We start from the raw sequence: 17,993 nt of genomic DNA, 5'->3' as shown, positions 1-17,993 counted from the left end.
GCCAAACATCTTTACCCCCAACAGAAACTTACAATTTTTTAAATTATTTTTGACTTTCTCTGCCGCGCACATACTTCAAAATCAAGTGTACAGCCTCTTCAACGGTGTCCACGATATGGAATAAATCGAGATCACCTGAATCAATACAACCTTTTTCCAGCACTGTATCCACTAACCAATTGTACAACCCACCCCAATAGCGCTCCCCAACCAGCACTATAGGAAATCGCCTTACTTTTTGTGTTTGCACAAGCGTTAAGGCCTCAAACAATTCATCCAGAGTGCCGTAGCCTCCAGCTAGGCCAACAAAACCGGCGGCATGCTTAACAAACATAAATTTCCGCACAAAGAAATAACGAAAGTTCAAACTAATATCCTGATACGGATTGGCTGCCTGCTCAAAAGGGAGTTCAATATTTAATCCAATTGAGGGGCCAGACTGCCCAAAAGCCCCTCGATTACACGCCTCCATAAGGCCTGGGCCACCACCGGTGATTACCGGTATCCCCTCGGCAGCCAAAAGCCCTCCAAGCTTTACTCCCTGCTGGTATTCCAAACTATCCTCTGTGAAACGCGCGCCACCAAAAACCGTTACAGCCCCTTTTAGTGCAATTAGACGCTCAATCCCATCAACTAATTCCGACTGTATACGCAGAACCCTCCAAGCCTCGGGCATCTTTGCATCAAGCATTATTGTTCTCCCTTGTTCTCTCGTGCTGTCAGCTCTTTCAACTACTCTTTTTTTCACTCACTGTTTTCTTAATCAATGTAGCAGCTTGAATCGAGGCAAGGAGCGGGTTTGCGCAAACCTAAAATCTGTATATAATCCCAGCAACTGTATAAAAATACAGAAACTCTAGGTAAATCTATGACCAATCTCACCGCACGTCAGACTCAAGTATTAGAGCTGATCAAAACCTACCTGGATGACACAGGCTACCCCCCCACCCGCGCAGAAATTGCCCAGGAACTGGGCTTTCGCTCACCCAATGCCGCAGAGGAACACCTCAAAGCATTGGCGAGAAAAGGGGCCATTGAGATGGTCGCCGGCGCCTCCAGGGGCATTCGAATTCCAGATCACCAATCCGGTCTTCCCATCATAGGACGTGTCGCTGCAGGCAACCCTATTCTGGCCACAGAGCATATAGAGGATTATTGCGACCTGCCCGCCAGCTTCTTTCACCCGCCGGCAGATTATTTGCTCAGGGTGCATGGCATGAGTATGCGCAACGCAGGTATTCTCGATGGGGACCTGCTGGCCGTGCAGAAAACCGAGCAAGTCAGAAATGGGCAGATTGTGGTTGCCCGGATTGATGATGAAGTAACTGTTAAACGCTTCCGCCGCAAAGGCAATCAGGCAACTGTGCAACTACTACCCGAAAACGAAGACTTTGAGACTATCCAGGTGGATATGCGGGATAAGAACTTTGTAATTGAAGGACTCGCGGTGGGCGTGATTCGCCAAACCCCTTAAGAATAAACAGTTTACCAATGTCCATATACAACAACAGCGGCTTTAAGCCGCTGTTGAAACACTTTTACCTGCTCACCTTACCATAGATTAGATCAATGAATCGTATGGTTAACCGGCATTGATTCTTCCTCTTCGAAGTAACCAGGCTCCAGGTCGTCAAGATTCTGCACGGCTTCTATGCCCGCTTCCAGCATTGCCCGAGCCACTGCTACTTTGTGCTTTCGTAAAAATTGGAGACTCTCGGCTGAGAAACGAATACTCACCAGAGGGTCCTCCTCGTGACCGGCGCGGCGCAGAGCCACATCGCCATTGGCCAACTCGATAATTTCAAAAGTTTCGGAGGACATTAGCTTTCCCTTCACTGCACATCAGTTTGCGCCCAGTGTACCACAGGCAATTTAGAAGTTTCAGTGGGTGCAAACAGATAGACAGAAAGGGAGCGAGGAGTCTCAGCACTCCTCAAGATTGGTACGCTGCCTGCGTACCAACTCACTTAATGCAGCGTGCCATTTGAGCAGCACTTCGAAGGAAAGATCAACAGCCACAGGGCCCGCGACATTGTGCGCTGGTATCAGATTGCCGCCCTGCCCCTTATCTTCCGCAAGCGGAGGTAGCCGCAAGAGTTGATGCCATGCGCGTAAAAACTCGCTCAGCCAACTCCCCGGCTCTGAGACCAACAACTGCAATTCCCTTACTTCAAGGCTGGCTTTCCCCTGGCTGTGCAGGCTATCCACAATAACCTGCAGGGACTCAGGCTCAAACCCCAGTTGCAATTGATGGGAAAGCTCAGCTAGGAAGGCCCGGTAAGCTTTCCACAATTGCAACAGGGCGCCTTCCTCAAGAGCCATTCGCTGAATAGCAGAGTCAAAACTACTGGTGGCAAGCAGTTGGCTCTTGCGTAGCGCGGATGTAACCAGGCCAGTGTAGGGATTGCTCATTTATTTTTTTGCCGCCACTTTCTTCGCTGCAGGCTTTTTCTTCGCTGCAGTAGACTTACTTGCCGCCTCAACCTTCCAGGCGCCATCCCTATAGAAAGCCTTCCAACCCGTCGCCTTTCCATCCTCCTCGGACTGGACATATTGCTCTTGGGTCTTGCGACTAAAGCGAACCACGGTATCCCGTCCCTGATCATCCTGTGCAGGTGCAGAGAACAAGAAACTGTACTTGGGATCGATCTCACTTTGGTGAGGTAGCAACTCTTTGACCAGCGGTGCGCGGGTCTCACGGTTTTTTGGGAACTGACTGGCAGCCAGGAATAACCCGGAGGCACCATCACGGAGAATGTAATGGTCTTCAACCTTCTGGCATGCCAACTCAGGCATGGGCACCGGATCCATCTTCGGTGGTGCCGGCTGGCCATTTTTCAGCAACTTACGGGTGTTCTTGCAAGCTTCATTAGTACAGCCAAAATATTTACCAAAGCGGCCAGACTTCAGCTGCATATCGCTCCCGCATTTATCACACTCAATAATCGGGCCGTCATAACCCTTGATTTTGAACGTGCCCTGCTCCACCTCGTATCCATTACAGTCCGGATTGTTACCACAGATATGCAGTTTGCGATGCTCATCGAGCAGATAGCTATCCATCGCCGTGCCGCACTTGGGACAACGGCGCTTCTCCCGCAGCTGACGGGTTTCTGCATCCTCATCCTTATCTGCGTCTATCGCCTCATCACCGGAAACCAGATTCATTGTATTGGTGCAACGCTCCTTAGGAGGCAGCGCATAACCGGAGCAACCCAGGAAAACACCGGTAGAACCCGTACGAATCTGCATATGGCGACCGCACTTACTGCATTCAATATCGGTATCCGTCGGCGTGTTGCGACGCATACCCGCATCGCTGGACTGAGCCTTTTCCAGTCGCGAAGAGAAGTCCTGATAAAACTCATCAAGCAGCTGCTTCCAACCTTTATCGCCGTCGGCGACCGCATCCAGGGATTCCTCCAGGTTTGCGGTAAAACCGTAGTCCATCAGGTTTTTAAAACTTTCACTGAGACGGTCGGTGACAATATCACCCATTTTTTCCGCATAAAAACGGCGGTTCTCTAGCCGCACATAGCCACGATCCTGAATGGTAGAAATGATCGAGGCATAGGTCGAGGGTCGGCCAATACCGCGCTTCTCCAGCTCTTTTACCAGGGCAGCCTCACTAAAGCGAGCTGGCGGTTTCGTGAAGTGCTGTTTCGGGTCTAGCTGCTCTAGTGAGAGCTTTTCACCCACCTTCACATCAGGCAGTACTAGATCCTCATCTTTTTTACCTGCCGGAGGCGCGACCTTGAGAAAGCCATCAAAGCGAATCACCCGGCCGCGAGCACGCAACTCAAATTCACCAGCGCTCACCACAATAGAGGTTGAAGTGTATTTCGCCGGGGTCATTTGACAGGCAACAAACTGCTGCCAAATCAAGTTGTAAAGCCGCTCTGCATCGCGCTCCATACCGGAAAGCATATTAGGGGCGACACGGACATCGGAGGGGCGTATTGCCTCGTGCGCTTCTTGCGCCCCCTCTTTGCTGCTATAGCTATTGGGATTTTCCGGTAAATACTTATCGCCGAAATTCTCACCGATATATTGCCGGGCCGACTCAACCGCCTCTTTGCTCAAATTGGTCGAATCGGTACGCATGTATGTGATATGACCAGCTTCGTAGAGGCGCTGTGCAAGGGTCATGGTTTTCTTAACACTAAAGCCAAGGCGATTGCTTGCCGCCTGCTGTAGCGTCGAAGTAATAAAAGGGGCACCTGGCTTGGAGCTCGTAGGCTTGTCATCACGAGCACTGACAACAAAATCACTGCCCTGCAACAATTTAACCGCGCTTTTCGCGTCGACTTCATTGGTGGGGCGGAAAGCTTCTCCAGCCTGCTTTTTAACTTCAAGGCGGAGCTTGTTCGCTTTGTTTGTGGCGGTATCGGCGAAGAGCGTCCAGTACTCTTCCGGGATAAAGGCGCGAATTTCACGCTCGCGCTCAACCACCAATCGCACGGCCACCGATTGCACCCGACCGGCGGAAAGGCCGCGGGCAACCTTTTCCCACAACAGCGGGGACACCATATAGCCCACAATGCGATCGAGAAAACGGCGGGCCTGCTGAGCATGAACCCGATTAATATTCAGGCGGCCGGGGTCCTTGAAAGCCTCCTGAATTGCGGACTTGGTAATCTCATTAAAAACTACCCGGCGATAACGCTCATCATTACCACCGATCGCTTCGCGCAAATGCCAGGCGATGGCCTCTCCCTCGCGGTCCAAGTCCGTTGCCAGGTAAATGTGATCGGCATTCTCGGCAAGCTTCTGCAGCTCGCTGACCACCTTCTCTTTACCCGGTAGAATTTCATAGTGAGCCTGCCAGCCATTATCTGGGTCAATCCCCATGCGCTTGATCAGTTGCTCACGATTTTTCTTACGCTTGTAGACCTCTTTCGCCTCAGGGGAAAGTTTACGGGTCTCAGCCGCACGTCTTGCCCGCTCTTTTGCATCAACGGGCTGTTTGTTGCCGCCACCAGTTGGCAAATCGCGAATATGACCGACGCTGGACTTAACCACAAAGTCCTTGCCGAGATATTTATTGATAGTTTTCGCTTTGGCCGGCGATTCGACGATGACCAGTGATTTACCCATAAGCCTTTGATTTCAAATGAAAAATTTACTGCTATCCGAAGCATTTCAGACCCGTAGTTCGGGCCCGCGCTGCGCGAATATATAAGCTCCACTAGGGGCGGGGTCAAGGGAAGCTGACAATTTTTGCTGTCGATTCGCCAAATTTCACCACCCAAAAGGAGCAAAATTGTGACATTTTTCCCTATTTGGGCAGCCCTCTAAAACGCCTGCCACCCTAGTCCTCAGGGAGCTTGATCGGATTGGTCCTGCGCACTGCTTCCTCTATTAATGGTGCGTACTCCGCCAAACTGTCAGACAGCTGTGAAAAAGCCTTTACCCCACCGTTCTCTTGCCATTGCACCCCCAATCCGACATCGGTCGCGATAATCGCACAGCAATCTGACGGCAAACTATCCACTAACTGATGTAAGTACTGCCATGCCGCCTGGGGCGCCTTATCGCTATTACTCCAATCCCAATTGCCGGCAAAGTTCATCTCATGATTGATGCGCTGGCGCTGCAGCGCCCAGCCAACCTGCAGGCGCTTTCGATCATTCCATCGGTAGCAATATACCGCTGCGGTCCCCTCTCCCAGTGCCGCAGGTAAGGTCTGGATTTGCACGGTAATACCCGCCTTAGCTGCACGCCCTCGCAAATCCGCCAAGCGGCTATCGCGCTGATTGGGCTTCAGCCACATCACAGGCCCTAGTACCAGGGCAATAGCAAAGCCAATAATAATTACCGGTAGCCACTCGGACATGTCGGTTCCTTACGATGATGAAAAAGCGGCCTATTCTGCGACGCCCTATATGATCCATGTCAAACAGTTTTTTTTACGGTAGACTGAAAATGGCTGTCGCAGGAGGCCCCTCAGGGCAAAAATAAAAGACAGGAGTTAATGGAATATGGCGAAATATCAACGAATTTTGGTGGGGTTGGACCTCTCGGAAGAGTCGTCACAGGTTATAGAGAAAGCAGCGACTCTCGCTGAAGCTTTCAACGCTGAAATCAGCTTAATGCATGCGATTGAACCCCTGACATTTGCCTACGGTGGAGATATCCCCATGGATTTGTCGGAGGTGCAAGACCAGCTGCAAAGACAAGCCAAGGAACAACTGCACAAAGCGGCCCTACCGCTGAATATCCCTGCTGAGCGTCAGCATGTTATTTTGGGGCAGCCATCCACCGAGATACACCGCTTAGCCAAAGATCTCGACATAGACCTTATCGTAATAGGTAGCCACGGGCGCCACGGGCTGGCGTTGCTTCTCGGCTCAACATCTAATGGCGTTCTTCACGGCGCCAAGTGCGATGTTTTAGCCGTAAGAGTTTATGTAGAGGAAGAGTGAGCACCTCTCCTTTACAGCACGAGAGGTGGTGCCAAGCACCACCTCTTCCAAATACACAAACCTTATTCATCGCCCCCTTCCAACTCCGACCAACGATCGAAAGCCGTCTCTAATTGGGCCTGCTTCTCTGCAAGTGCATTCAATCGGCTCTGCACTTCGACTTGCTCCTGCTGATAAAAAGCAGGATCGGCCACCTCGGCCTCAATAGTGCCAATTTCCTCTTCAAGCTGCTCAATCAAAGCCGGCAGGCTGTCCAGTTCACGCTGCAATTTATAGCTGAGCTTCTTTTTCTTAGTCTGCGACTTTTCCGCTTCAGCCGGCTTGGGTTTTACCTTAGCCTCAGGAACCTCTTTCTCCTTCACCTCCTGCTCGAAACGGCCTCCTTGGCGAATGAAGTCGGCATAACCACCGACATACTCACGGATGCGACCATCCCCCTCAAAAGCCAGACACGAATCCACAACATTGTCGAGAAAAGCGCGATCGTGGCTGACTAATATCACAGTGCCACTGAACTCCAACAGCAATTGTTCAAGCAGCTCCAGGGTTTCCACATCCAAGTCATTAGTCGGTTCATCGAGCACCAAAATATTGGCTGGTTGACTGAACAATTTTGCCAGGAGAGCTCTGTTGCGCTCACCTCCACTCAAGGCACCGACCTTAGTGCGCGCTTTCAAACCGCTAAAGAGAAAGTCCGACAGATAAGACATAATATGACGGCTTTTACCGCCAATAGTGACCGAATCGCGCCCCTCGGCAACATTGTCCAGCACGGTGAGCTCAGGATTAAGCTGGTCTCTACGCTGGTCAAAGTAGGCGACCTGCTGTTTGGTGCCCAAACGGACATTCCCGGACTGCGGCTGGAGATCTCCAAGCAGCACTCGGATCAGTGTGCTTTTGCCGACACCATTGGGGCCAATCAACCCCACCTTGTCACCGCGCATCAAGGTAAATGAGAGGTTGCGAATTAAGGGGGCCTCATTGGAGTAGGCAAAGGTAACATTGCTCAGCTCGGCCACCAGCTTACCGGACACTTCACCACTATCGAGGGACATCCGGGCAATACCCTGCTGCGTACGGCGCGCTTCCCGCTGGCGCCTAAGTCCTTGTAAAGCACGCACACGCCCCTCGTTACGGGTGCGTCTTGCCTTGATCCCCTGGCGAATCCAGGCCTCCTCCTGGGCTAACTTTTTATCGAATAACGCCTCATTTCTGGCCTCTTCTTCTAAAAGTTTTTCCTTTTCCTCCTGGTATCGCTCAAATTCGCAGCGAAAAACACGCAGATACCCCCGATCCAGATCCCACACTGTGCGGGACAAGCGCTGTGCCAAAGCACGGTCGTGACTGACGAATAGTAAGGCACCTCTAAAAGTATCGAGGAAACCCTCCAGCCACTCCACTGCGGCAATATCCAAGTGGTTGGTGGGCTCATCGAGAATAAGTAGGTCTGGCTCTGTAACCAATGCCCGGGCAAGGGCTGCGCGGCGCTGCCAACCACCAGAGAGATCGGCCACCAATTCATCCGGATTCAATCCGAGACGATCGAGTACACTATCGACTCTGGGCAAGAGTTCCCAGCCGTGCTCTGCTTCAATTTTGCTCTGCAGCTCAGCCGTAGGGGTTTGCCGATAGCCGGCCAACACCCTTCCTATAGGCCCCAACCCCTCAGCCACATAGCAGTAGACAGTGTCGAGACAGTCGGCAGGCAGCTCCTGCTCAAGAGTTGCCATAACCATCCCACTAGCGCGAACGATCTCCCCTGCATCGGGGTCCACCTGCCCGGCAATCAGGCGCAATAGGCTGGACTTACCCTCCCCATTGCGCCCCACAAGACAAATACGATCACCCCGCTCAATTTTTGCACTGGCATTATCAGCAAGAATTTGGGCCCCGTAACGCAGACTGACCCCATCCAATAGAAGCAACATAATTAGGCACTACAATTAACAGACCCGGTTAACATTCTCGCTAGAAAGATGAATGAAACGAAAATTGCCGCTTCGGGTCCTGTGAAAAATTCGCTATTTTACGCTTTTTTGCCAAGCCGTCTCATAAACTTGCGCGAACAGACTCAATATCGGGGTTACTGTCATGTCAGTTAGCACAAGGGGACTCCCCCAGTTATTCGCTCCCCTGCTAATCTGGGCCTGCCTCGGCGCCCAGGCAGCACCACTGGAACCCGCAAAAGAATTGACTCAACAAGAAGAGTCGTCTTCTGAGACATCCAGCCAGCGTCAGCTGTTACAACAAGCAAGGCTTGCCATCAAACACGGCAACAAGAAGCAGCTAGAGCGGTTGAAAGCCAAATTAACCTATTACCCCTTGGCCCCTTACCTGGACTACTGGGCAATTAGCAGAAAATTGCGCCAATTACCGGTTAAAGAGATTGACCTTTTTCTTGTAGAGAATCAGGGAACTGCTATCGGCGACTGGATGCGCATTAGGATACTTAGAGAGCTTGGGCAACAGCGCCAATTCAAAACCTACCTGAAATACTACCAACCTGAAAAACACCGCCGCGCGGCACTTCGCTGTTATTACGCCGACGCTCTGTTTCGCCATGGAAGCAAGGAAAAAGCCGATCAAGTTACCACCGAACTCTGGCTCGTCGGCCACTCCCAGGCTGAAGAGTGCGACCCTGTATTCGCACACTGGATGCGAAATGGTGGTCTCACTCAGGAGAAAACCTGGGCCCGCCACCTGCTCGCACTGAAGGAGGGCAATCTGGAGCTAGCTTCTTATATCGCCAGGAAAATGGACGAGCCCTATGTGCAGAGAGCTACTGTGCTGAGGGAAGTGCATAGATCCCCCAAAAGCCTTCTCAACTACTCTCGCTTTCTACAGGCGCCCAATCAAAATAGGGAAATTATCCTGCATGGACTGCATCGCCTAGCTCGAAAAGACGCCGCAATCGCCGAGGAAGCATGGCAGCGCTATAGTGCAAGCCTCCTCTTTAGCGATGATGAACAGGTGGATATGCTTCGCCACTTGGCACGTCAATTTGCTCGGCAAGACAATATCCAGGGACTATTGCAGCTAACTAAGAATCACACCATTGATGATGGCTATTCCATTGAGTGGCTGGCACGACAGTCTTTGCGCGAACTTGATTGGGAGCGGGTTGCCTTCTGGATAGACCGCCTACCTGCTGAACGACAGCAGCGTGACCGCTGGCTCTATTGGAAAGCCCGCTCACTGGAAGAAGTCTACGGTAAAGCTCAATCTGGAGCCGCCTCCCTACTGTATCGGAAAGCTGCGCGCGAGCGCAGTTATTACGGTTTTCTTGCCGCCGATGCCCTCGGGCAAAACTACAGCTTTGTGGACCGGCCCGCTCCAATCACACCAGTGCAAGTGCAGCAGATGGCCCAGCGTGCCGATTTGCAAAGAGCTCGTGAGCTTCAGGCTATTGGTGAGTTATTCCACGCCCGTCGGGAATGGAGCTACGCCACTCGGGAGATGGACCACGGGGAACTTTTAGCTGCAGGAAAAGTAGCCAGTGCTTGGGGGTGGTATCACAAATCCATACAGTCGGTTCTTGCGGCGGACTACCTGGATGACCTGGAGCTCCGCTTTCCCCTGGCCTTTGCCGATATAGTAACAAGCGTAAGTGAGCAGATCGGACGGCAGAGCGCCCCCTTAGAGCCCTATATGATTTTTGCCGTCGCCCGTCAGGAAAGCCACTTCAGCCACGATGCCAAATCACGGTCTGGCGCATTGGGCCTGATGCAATTGCTCCCCTCCACCGCCCGTGCAACAGCGAAACGCGCCGGAGTTCGCTATCGACGCAGCTGGGATCTTCTCAGCCCCAAAACCAACATTGCCCTGGGCAGTTTTTATCTGAGCACTCTGTTAAATCGCTTCGATAACAACCGCTTCCTCGCCGCAGCGGCTTACAACGCGGGGCCAACACGGGTCGCAAAGTGGTTAAAAGAGACCCGTCAACAGCTTCCACACGACGTCTGGATAGAGACCATTCCCTATAGTGAAACCAGAAATTATGTGCAAAATGTACTCGCGTATACGGTAATTTATGCCTATCGAAGTGGCACCAAGCTACAGCTACTTAGGGCAAATGAAGCAAGCAATAAGCTTTAGGAATCTTTTGTGAAGCTTGAAGATTCCTTGTGCAGCCTTTATGTGGCTCGTTTTTGCGGAAAATGAGATTCATTCTGAAGCCCTTTTAAGGGGAGGGCTTCAGAATGAAAAGAGATTTCTTAATAATTCAGAGGTCCCTATTTATAGGTGCCTATTCAGCTGATCCGTTTTGCCAGCCATGCTCGCAGTTGTGATTGCTCGAAAGGCCAGGCACAAGTGTCTTCAGGATCACCCAAGCCTACTACCGGAATCAGTAAGCTAAAGCGCTCGAACAAGCTATCATCATCGGCAATATCCACCTCCCGCAAGCGCAACCCAAACTGTTCTAGCAAGGGCCATATTTCCAACTTGGCTTTCTCGCACAGGCTACATCCAAGGGTGGTATACAACAGCAATTCACGGGGGGCGCTCATTAAAATACCCCCAAAGTATTTAACCAAAAGTAACCAGCAGCACCCGCGATTAACAAAACAGCTAGCCCCATCGCTTTCATGGAAATGCTGGGCTTGGGCTCCCCTTCCAAAGACTCCACCATATTTGGCGCTTCCTCCCGCTGTTCACCAATGGGCACCGCAAAGGAACGTTGAGTGACATCTTCAGCAGCGATTTCGCCTGAAGCAAGCCGGGAGGATTTCATTAAATGTGAAGAGATTGCCGGACGCACTGCAGTGCGATCGAGGTCATCGGCAGGGCCCACAACGGAAAAGCTCAACGAATCAAACCGCAACTCATCCCCCCGCCGCACACGACTCTCCGTAATTCGCCGACCATTGACGAAAGTACCATTGGCCGAGCCGAGATCAATCACGAACAGCAATCCCTCTCGCACTTCCATCCGCGCATGACGGCGCGAGAGATGCGAAAGTGAAAAAGTGATATCACACTCCTCAGAGCGCCCCACCACTGCCCCACCTTTAACAGGAAATACTTTTCCAGCTATAGCCTTGTGATTTGCCCGCAATGCCCAGGCTACATTTTTAGCCTTGCTTGAACTGAGCTTCGTCACCTTGGGGTCGACAATTTGCAGTGTTCGGGACCCAATTGTTATCCGATCATTCAGTTTTAAATGGCAGGCTGAAGCGACTGACTTACCGTTAACTAGTACTTGAGAACCACCGGAAACATTTCCCAGAGTCAACTGATCCCCTTTAATCGCAATCTTCAAATGCAACTTCGCTATAGAGTCATCTGGTAAACATAGGTCGCATCCTTGATCGCGCCCCACCGTCACACCAGGGGCCACCAGCCAAACACTTTGGCCCGAATCGTTTACATCACAAAGTTTGAGCATCGGTCGCGCTCCTCGCCCTAAGGAGATTGAATATGGGGCATCCTAAATAAGGTGGGAGTCCCAATTAACTGTATAACCTGAAAAAATTTGCAGATTGAAGGATCGAGCCGAGTTTAACACGGGCAATATCATTAGCGTGTGATTGGGTTTGCAGCTTACAATGGCGCAAAGGTCTAATATCCAGCTCAGGCAAGGATGACCTATTCAGCTGCCGCAGGTGTCGTTGGGTAAAGTACACTTGCAGCACGACAGGGAAAAGACGGGCTTTTGCCGAAGCGGCTATCACCGTCAGTTACGATAAGAAACCATAACAGGTAGTTGCACGCCAGTGAGTGAAGCCAAAGTACGCGAAGTATCGCGGCACAGCGAAGCAGTTCAACGCACCCCAAGTGCTACACGTAGCGCTGGCGCCACTCATCCCGGTTACCGGCGTGAGCAGAACGAAGATGCCTATTGGGCCGATGAAGCAGAGGGCATTTGGGTTGTCGCCGATGGTTTGGGCGGCCACCACGCCGGAGAGATTGCCAGCCAGACTGTTGTCGAGGAAATTCAACAGTGCGCCGCAACCGACCGCCATTATGAACGGGCCTTACAAAAAGCCCATGCCCTACTGCTCGGCGATGAACACAGCACTGCCAATATGGGATCCACCGCGGTGGTGCTTGCCGAGGAAGGGGATTACTATCACATCTATTGGGTTGGAGATAGCCGGGCTTATCTGTGGACACCTGGCGATAAAAACGGGGAGTTCAGTCAACTAACCAGTGACCACTCCTATGTTCAAATGCTGATGGATTCTGGCGCCATCAACTCCGAAGAAGCCGCAAGTCACCCCAATCGCCACGTTATTACCCGATGTATTGGCGGTAGCACCAACCCAAAGCTCGAAGTTGATCGAGTTTCCTATCGTTGGAGCGCCGGACAGAAAATTCTACTTTGCAGCGATGGCCTCAGTTCTGAAGTCCCCAATGAGAAAATAAGCCGGATCATTTCAGAAAATACCAATATTCACCAAGCAGTCGAACTTCTCATCAACGCAGCCCTCGACGCCGGCGGCAAAGACAATATCACCATTCAAATCATCGAAGCTCCAGCCATTGCCTCTCCCCCAAGCATTTCGAAGCAATCTCCCGATAGCATCACGCAAAACGGAAATATCGACACAAGCCGCAATAACAGAAGGTGGCGCCCGCTACTGATTTTGCTTGCCGCTTGCGGGGCTGTTGCCGCACTGGCAGGCGGACTGTCCCAGCTGCTTTAACAGGGCGATAGCACATCATGGAACTCGTCAAGAGTGGCAACTCCTCGCTGCAAATCCCCGGTTATCGTATTCTCCGAAAAATAAACCAGGGTGGCATGTCCACGGTATACCTGGCCATTCAGCGCAGCGTGGGTCGTCAAGTGGCCCTCAAGGTTATGTCGCCGGTTCTCAATGCCGATCCAATCTTTAGCGAGCGATTCCAGCGAGAAGCCAATATTGTCGGGCAACTCTCACACCCCAATATTGTCGGCATCCACGATATTGGACGCTACCGCAGCCTGAACTATATCGCCATGGACTATATGTCTGGCGGATCGGTTGCGGAGAGACTCGCCAAAGGACCCCTGGAGCCACTGGAAGCTCTGAACGTGGTGCGACAAATTGCCATGGCCCTGGATCACTCCCACAGCAAGGGGTATGTACACAGGGATTTGAAACCGGAAAATATACTTTTTCGGGAAGACGGTTCCGCCGTATTGAGTGATTTTGGTGTGGCTCGCGCAGTGGCACATACCACGAGAATGACCAATAGCGGCATGGTTGTGGGGACACCCCACTATATGAGCCCCGAACAGGCCAGGGGTAACGCCATTGATGGTCGCGCAGACCTCTACAGCCTTGGCGTGGTTTTTTATGAAATGCTAACCGGCGTCGTACCCTACCAGGCCGAGGAAGCAGTGGCTATTGCTATCAAACACTTGACCGATCCCATACCAAAACTGTCTGCGCGGCACGCGCTGTACCAGTCGATTATTGACCGCGCCCTAGCCAAAGATCCGTCAAAACGATTTCAACGGGGCCTGGAGGTTGCCGATGCGGCCGATCAGCTGGTTGCCACCTTGGCAGGTAAACCAAGCCAGCAAATCAGCCAGTTAAACAACACCTCTATCGGTGTATCCAGCCTGGCACGAGCACTTTTCCTTACTCTTTTCAGCAGCCTCCGCGAACGCTTTATCAAGACCTGGCAACTTAGACAGGGCAACCCCCAGCAACTTGGGCCTGCGCGTAAAGATCAGGATACCCTTATACGCCTAAGGCAATTGGTCAGTGAGCCGGTAAAACACAAACGTCCATGGGCTTTAAGTGCTATCACCGCCATTACTCTAATTTTAGGCTGGAGTGTTTTTAGTGTATTGGACAACAAGGCACCCCAGCAGGGCAGCATCACATTAACGGATGACGCTAACATCCTTATCCCCGATTCTATTACCAGCACCGATAAGCTAGGTAAACAACAAACCAATATGGCAGGTGCAGTCTCAGAAAAACTGCCAGAACATGCACAAAAACTAACCAGCCCTAAGACTATCTCTCAAGGGGGTCCTCTCAAACTGCCTCAATCAAGTCAGTCTGTTCAATTACCGGTATCAACCGATTTAACGACTCAAATCTCTGCCGACACTTCCGAGAAACCGCCAGAAGCACCAAGCACTACACCAACATTTGCCTTTACAGTAGCGCCCGAGCCTGAGGATGCGCGCATACGCATAATGAATATTGCCCCCCGCTATCAGCCTGGCATTCAACTGGAGCCAGGGCAATACGATGTGGAAGTCAGCAAGCCTGGTTATAACCATTATCGGCGCTGGATTAGCATTGGAGATCAGGATCTCCAGCTTTCAGTAAAACTGCAAAAGGCCTACTTTGCCGGGAAGAAAATACGCTCAACGCTCTCCTCTGGCGGCCGGGGGCCACAAATGATCGTGGTGGATTCGGGGGAATTTACCATGGGCAGTGATAAGCACAGCAGCAGCCGCCCGGCACACCCGGTAAATATTCCCAAACCTTTTGCCATTTCAACCCGCGAAATTACTTTTGAAGAATATGATCGCTTTGCCCTGGCCACAGATGCCAAGCAACCCAGCGATGCCGGTTGGGGCCGTGGAGAAAGGCCGGCCATCAATATCTCTTGGCAGGATGCTCAAGGCTATGTTCAGTGGCTTTCAAAGGAGACGGGTAGAAAGTATCGCCTACCCAGTGAAGCTGAGTGGGAATATGCAGCTCGCGCTGGGACAAACCACTCTTTTTGGTGGAAAAGTAGCGATGCAAGAGGAAAAGCCAATTGCAGGCGCGGATGCGATAGCCAATTTAACAGCCTTTTCTCTATTAAAACCGGGCCGGTTGCAAACTACCAAGCCAACCCATTTGGCTTGTACGATACCGCGGGCAATGTCGCTGAGTGGGTACAGGACTGCTATCAACCCGGCTACGATAAAAACCGCAACACACCCTCCCCCGTGAACATCAAAAACTGTCAGTTACGCAGTGTTCGCGGCGGCTCAATGCGGGACCCCTCAAATAGAATCGGAGCGGAATATCGCAAGGGTCTCGATGAAAATAGCCGCACCAAGGATGTGGGGATGCGCGTTGTAATGGAACTTGATTGATGCTTGATCAAGTTAAAAAACTGAGAATCTCTCCAAGACACTGCCGTCAACTTTTCACGACCAGAGTCAAAGCATTCAAGTAGTGGCAAACTGCAATGGATATTTCAATCTGGGGCAATAGAGATCAGTAGCCACGACACATCCTTGTGCCACATTATTCCACTACTCCAATAATTCCCTAGGCTAGCAACTGCTTCTAGTTACTTTTACTTTCGCTGTATTTCCCAAACATTATGGATCTTGGGATTGCGCTGAAAATCCTTATCCAGTAACTGCAATGGCTGCACAGCAAAGGCTTCAGTAACTGCCGTATCCATTTTAAAGCTGCGCAAATTATTGGAAAAAATCAAAGTGCCCTGCGGAGCCAATAGCGCCATGCACTGGCTGATCAGATTGGCGTGATCGCGCTGGATATCCAGCACCCCTCGCATTTTGGCCGAGTTGGAAAAGCTCGGGGGATCGAGGAAGATCAGGTCGTAATGCCCTTTACGATTTTGCTGGGCCGATGCCAGCCACTGCAGGCAATCCGCCTCTATCAATTGATGCTTATAGGGGTCCATACTGTTTGCACGGAAGTTTCGCGCGGCCCAGGATTGATAGGTTCTGGACATATCCACACTGGTACTCTGCACACAGCCACCCAGAGCCGCTTGCACGGTGGCAGTCGCGGTATAGCAAAATAGGTTGAGAAACTTTTTCCCCGAGGACATTTCACGCAGGTACTTTCTCACCGGGCGGTGGTCCAGGAACAGCCCAGTATCCAGGTAACGCCACAAATCCACTTCCAACTCAGCGCCGTACTCCTGTACTTGTAGGCTAGCCCCTGCATCAGCCTGCTTTTGATACTGACTGGCGCCCTTCTGCCCGCTTTTATGGCTGTGGCGACGGCGCTCCTTGATACTAATTTTCCCCCTGGGCAACTCCAAAACAAATTGCACAGCCCGCATCAAATCTCTTAATCGGTTTCGCGCCTTGTTTTCATCAATACTGGCCGGTGGCCGGTACTCTTGCAGATGTGCATACAGGTCCCCATCCTGGGTTCGATATAAGTCCACCGCAGCGGCATATTCAGGCAGGTCAGCATCGTAAAGCCTAAAACAATCAATACCATTTCTGGAGGCCCACTTACCCGTGGTGCGTAAATTCTTACGCAGGCGGTTGGCCACCATTTCGGCTTCCGGGGAAAGCTTACGCTCCTTTTGCGCGGTTTCGCTTTGCTCATTTTGTTCGCGCACTTGAAACAGCAGTAATTGGCTTGGAATTGTGCCGTTATATAGCTGGTAGTGCTTGTGGGAGCGCAGGCCAGTGGAATAGCCTAGCTCAGGATTACCGGTAAAAATTCCCACCAACCAACCGGGGAATTCTGCCTTCAGCTGCCGCCCCAACTCCGCGTAAGTTTCCCGCAGAGCCTCTTGCTCTCCAAGGCGCTCACCATAGGGTGGGTTGGTCAATACCAGGCCAACATTGACCTCTCTGTGACTCGGAACCTTGAATGTCGCAACCGGCCGACAACTCACCCTCACCTGCCGCTCCAATCCCGCCCTGGCGATATTACCTTCGGCGGCAAATAGCACCCTGGCATCAGCATCGTAACCGCGAATTTCTGGTAGAGGCTTTTCCAAACCCGCGGCGCGGCGCTGCAAAGCTTCCTCTCGCAGCTCATTCCAAATATCGCTCTGGTGGTTGAGCCAGCGCTCGAAACCAAAGCTTTCGCGGAATAGACCCGGGGCGATATCTGCAGCCATCATGGCCGCCTCAATCAAAATAGTGCCTGAGCCACACATGGGATCCAAAAGGGCCCCGTCCTCCTCCGCAATCTGCGACCAGCGGGTACGCATCAATAGGGCCGCCGCCAGGTTTTCCTTCAGCGGGGCAGCACCGATATGTGTTCTATAACCCCGCTTGTGAAGGCTTTCCCCACTCAGATCTATGGCAATATCCAGCTTATCCCGCTGCAGTCGCAGGGCAACGGTTAAGTCTGGATTGTGCTTATCGATGCTGGGCCTCGCCCCGGTTTTTTCCCGCAAGCGATCAACGATGGCATCTTTTGTCTTTTGTGCGCCAAACTGGCTGTTTCGGATCTCTCGATTGGTCCCCGAAAACTGCAACCAAAGTTTCCCCGAGGGGCCAATATGCTGCTCCCAAGGTTGTGCCGCCACAGCCCGATAGAGATCTTCAGCTCCGCTAATACGCACTTGATCAAGCTGCAGTAGGATTCGGTTGGCCAGACGGCTCCAGAGGCAACAGCGATAGGCCAGCTTCAAAGAACCGGCAAAATGCACTGCCGCGGGCTGCTCTCGAAGGACCCTGGCACCCAGGGACTCCAGCTCTCCGACAAGTAGATTCTCCAATCCTTTCGGGCAGGTCGCGGTGAACTTAAATTCTTCTATATGTGAGTCGGTCAAAACTTTTTCTCGATAACCCCACAATAAGTGGGTATATACAACGCCTGTTGGCGTGAATTAGATTTTCAAACGGCCTGAGAGGGATACCTGAAAGGCAGCAACTTCCTCGGCGAGCCAGACTTTCTGGCG

14 protein-coding genes are annotated in these 17,993 nt (G+C 51.8%); 5 read left to right on the top strand and 9 right to left on the bottom strand.

Features of this window, described 5'->3' with window-relative positions:
- Positions 1-43: 43 nt before the first annotated feature.
- Positions 44-691, bottom strand: a complete 648-nt coding sequence (locus tag ACJJID_RS05955) for an LOG family protein (protein WP_444921897.1) — start codon at positions 689-691, stop codon at positions 44-46.
- Positions 692-868: 177 nt separating this feature from the next.
- Between ACJJID_RS05955 and lexA the strand changes: the two genes are divergently transcribed.
- On the top strand, positions 869-1,474 hold the full coding sequence (gene lexA / locus ACJJID_RS05950; RefSeq protein WP_444921896.1) for a transcriptional repressor LexA: 606 nt from the start codon (positions 869-871) through the stop codon (positions 1,472-1,474).
- A 92-nt stretch (positions 1,475-1,566) separates the two neighbouring features.
- Here the strand turns inward: lexA and ACJJID_RS05945 are convergent, their stop codons facing one another.
- The 4 genes from ACJJID_RS05945 to ACJJID_RS05930 all read right to left on the bottom strand — a co-directional run bounded on the left by ACJJID_RS05945 (position 1,567) and on the right by ACJJID_RS05930 (position 5,836).
- Positions 1,567-1,821 carry a hypothetical protein gene (locus tag ACJJID_RS05945; RefSeq protein WP_152453256.1) on the bottom strand — a complete coding sequence of 85 codons (255 nt, stop codon included), beginning with the start codon at positions 1,819-1,821 and terminating at the stop codon, positions 1,567-1,569.
- Between the two features lie 102 nt (positions 1,822-1,923).
- Complete coding sequence (locus ACJJID_RS05940) at positions 1,924-2,412, bottom strand: DUF6586 family protein (RefSeq protein WP_444921895.1); 489 nt, start codon at positions 2,410-2,412, stop codon at positions 1,924-1,926.
- Entirely contained in the window at positions 2,413-5,097 is a 2,685-nt protein-coding gene (gene topA, locus ACJJID_RS05935) for a type I DNA topoisomerase (RefSeq protein ID WP_444921894.1), read from the bottom strand.
- A gap of 214 nt (positions 5,098-5,311) precedes the next feature.
- The gene (locus tag ACJJID_RS05930; protein ID WP_444921893.1) at positions 5,312-5,836 is read right to left on the bottom strand and encodes a hypothetical protein; all 525 of its coding nucleotides are present in this window, start codon (positions 5,834-5,836) and stop codon (positions 5,312-5,314) included.
- A 145-nt stretch (positions 5,837-5,981) separates the two neighbouring features.
- Between ACJJID_RS05930 and ACJJID_RS05925 the strand changes: the two genes are divergently transcribed.
- Positions 5,982-6,425, top strand: a complete 444-nt coding sequence (locus ACJJID_RS05925) for a universal stress protein (protein ID WP_444921892.1) — start codon at positions 5,982-5,984, stop codon at positions 6,423-6,425.
- A 62-nt stretch (positions 6,426-6,487) separates the two neighbouring features.
- Here the strand turns inward: ACJJID_RS05925 and abc-f are convergent, their stop codons facing one another.
- Complete coding sequence (gene abc-f, locus ACJJID_RS05920; RefSeq protein ID WP_444921891.1) at positions 6,488-8,353, bottom strand: ribosomal protection-like ABC-F family protein; 1,866 nt, start codon at positions 8,351-8,353, stop codon at positions 6,488-6,490.
- A gap of 163 nt (positions 8,354-8,516) precedes the next feature.
- Between abc-f and ACJJID_RS05915 the strand changes: the two genes are divergently transcribed.
- Entirely contained in the window at positions 8,517-10,520 is a 2,004-nt protein-coding gene (locus ACJJID_RS05915; RefSeq protein ID WP_444921890.1) for a transglycosylase SLT domain-containing protein, read from the top strand.
- A 155-nt stretch (positions 10,521-10,675) separates the two neighbouring features.
- Here ACJJID_RS05915 and ACJJID_RS05910 read toward each other — a convergent pair whose 3' ends face one another.
- Both ACJJID_RS05910 and ACJJID_RS05905 read right to left on the bottom strand, forming a co-directional pair.
- Positions 10,676-10,933: a glutaredoxin family protein gene (locus ACJJID_RS05910; protein ID WP_152453242.1), complete on the bottom strand. Its 258-nt coding sequence runs from the start codon at positions 10,931-10,933 to the stop codon at positions 10,676-10,678.
- Positions 10,933-11,811, bottom strand: a complete 879-nt coding sequence (locus ACJJID_RS05905) for an FHA domain-containing protein (protein ID WP_152453240.1) — start codon at positions 11,809-11,811, stop codon at positions 10,933-10,935. Before ACJJID_RS05905 ends, ACJJID_RS05910 begins: the two co-directional genes overlap by 1 nt.
- Before the next feature lie 328 nt (positions 11,812-12,139).
- Between ACJJID_RS05905 and ACJJID_RS05900 the strand changes: the two genes are divergently transcribed.
- Both ACJJID_RS05900 and ACJJID_RS05895 read left to right on the top strand, forming a co-directional pair.
- A complete protein-coding gene (locus ACJJID_RS05900) occupies positions 12,140-13,072 on the top strand; it encodes a PP2C family protein-serine/threonine phosphatase (protein ID WP_444921889.1) in 933 nt (310 codons plus the stop codon).
- A gap of 17 nt (positions 13,073-13,089) precedes the next feature.
- Positions 13,090-15,459, top strand: coding sequence for a bifunctional serine/threonine-protein kinase/formylglycine-generating enzyme family protein (locus tag ACJJID_RS05895; RefSeq protein WP_444921888.1), 2,370 nt, complete (start codon positions 13,090-13,092; stop codon positions 15,457-15,459).
- A gap of 206 nt (positions 15,460-15,665) precedes the next feature.
- On the opposite strand, the gene rlmKL is transcribed toward ACJJID_RS05895, so the two are convergent.
- On the bottom strand, positions 15,666-17,864 hold the full coding sequence (gene rlmKL, locus ACJJID_RS05890) for a bifunctional 23S rRNA (guanine(2069)-N(7))-methyltransferase RlmK/23S rRNA (guanine(2445)-N(2))-methyltransferase RlmL (protein ID WP_444921887.1): 2,199 nt from the start codon (positions 17,862-17,864) through the stop codon (positions 15,666-15,668).
- Positions 17,865-17,993: the final 129 nt, after the last annotated feature.

The sequence above is a fragment of the Microbulbifer sp. CnH-101-G genome (assembly GCF_052466775.1).
The sequence above is the reverse complement of the archived record's forward strand: the minus strand, read 5'-3'. Positions and strand labels throughout refer to the sequence as shown.

Bases quoted from the DNA above. Each gene is read 5' to 3' on its own strand.
- ACJJID_RS05955 (WP_444921897.1), bottom strand. From the start codon at position 691: ATGCTTGATGCAAAGATGCCCGAGGCTTGGAGGGTTCTGCGTATACAG.
- lexA (WP_444921896.1), top strand. From the start codon at position 869: ATGACCAATCTCACCGCACGTCAGACTCAAGTATTAGAGCTGATCAAA.
- ACJJID_RS05945 (WP_152453256.1), bottom strand. From the start codon at position 1,821: ATGTCCTCCGAAACTTTTGAAATTATCGAGTTGGCCAATGGCGATGTG.
- ACJJID_RS05940 (WP_444921895.1), bottom strand. From the start codon at position 2,412: ATGAGCAATCCCTACACTGGCCTGGTTACATCCGCGCTACGCAAGAGC.
- topA (WP_444921894.1), bottom strand. From the start codon at position 5,097: ATGGGTAAATCACTGGTCATCGTCGAATCGCCGGCCAAAGCGAAAACT.
- ACJJID_RS05930 (WP_444921893.1), bottom strand. From the start codon at position 5,836: ATGTCCGAGTGGCTACCGGTAATTATTATTGGCTTTGCTATTGCCCTG.
- ACJJID_RS05925 (WP_444921892.1), top strand. From the start codon at position 5,982: ATGGCGAAATATCAACGAATTTTGGTGGGGTTGGACCTCTCGGAAGAG.
- abc-f (WP_444921891.1), bottom strand. From the start codon at position 8,353: ATGTTGCTTCTATTGGATGGGGTCAGTCTGCGTTACGGGGCCCAAATT.
- ACJJID_RS05915 (WP_444921890.1), top strand. From the start codon at position 8,517: ATGTCAGTTAGCACAAGGGGACTCCCCCAGTTATTCGCTCCCCTGCTA.
- ACJJID_RS05910 (WP_152453242.1), bottom strand. From the start codon at position 10,933: ATGAGCGCCCCCCGTGAATTGCTGTTGTATACCACCCTTGGATGTAGC.
- ACJJID_RS05905 (WP_152453240.1), bottom strand. From the start codon at position 11,811: ATGCTCAAACTTTGTGATGTAAACGATTCGGGCCAAAGTGTTTGGCTG.
- ACJJID_RS05895 (WP_444921888.1), top strand. From the start codon at position 13,090: ATGGAACTCGTCAAGAGTGGCAACTCCTCGCTGCAAATCCCCGGTTAT.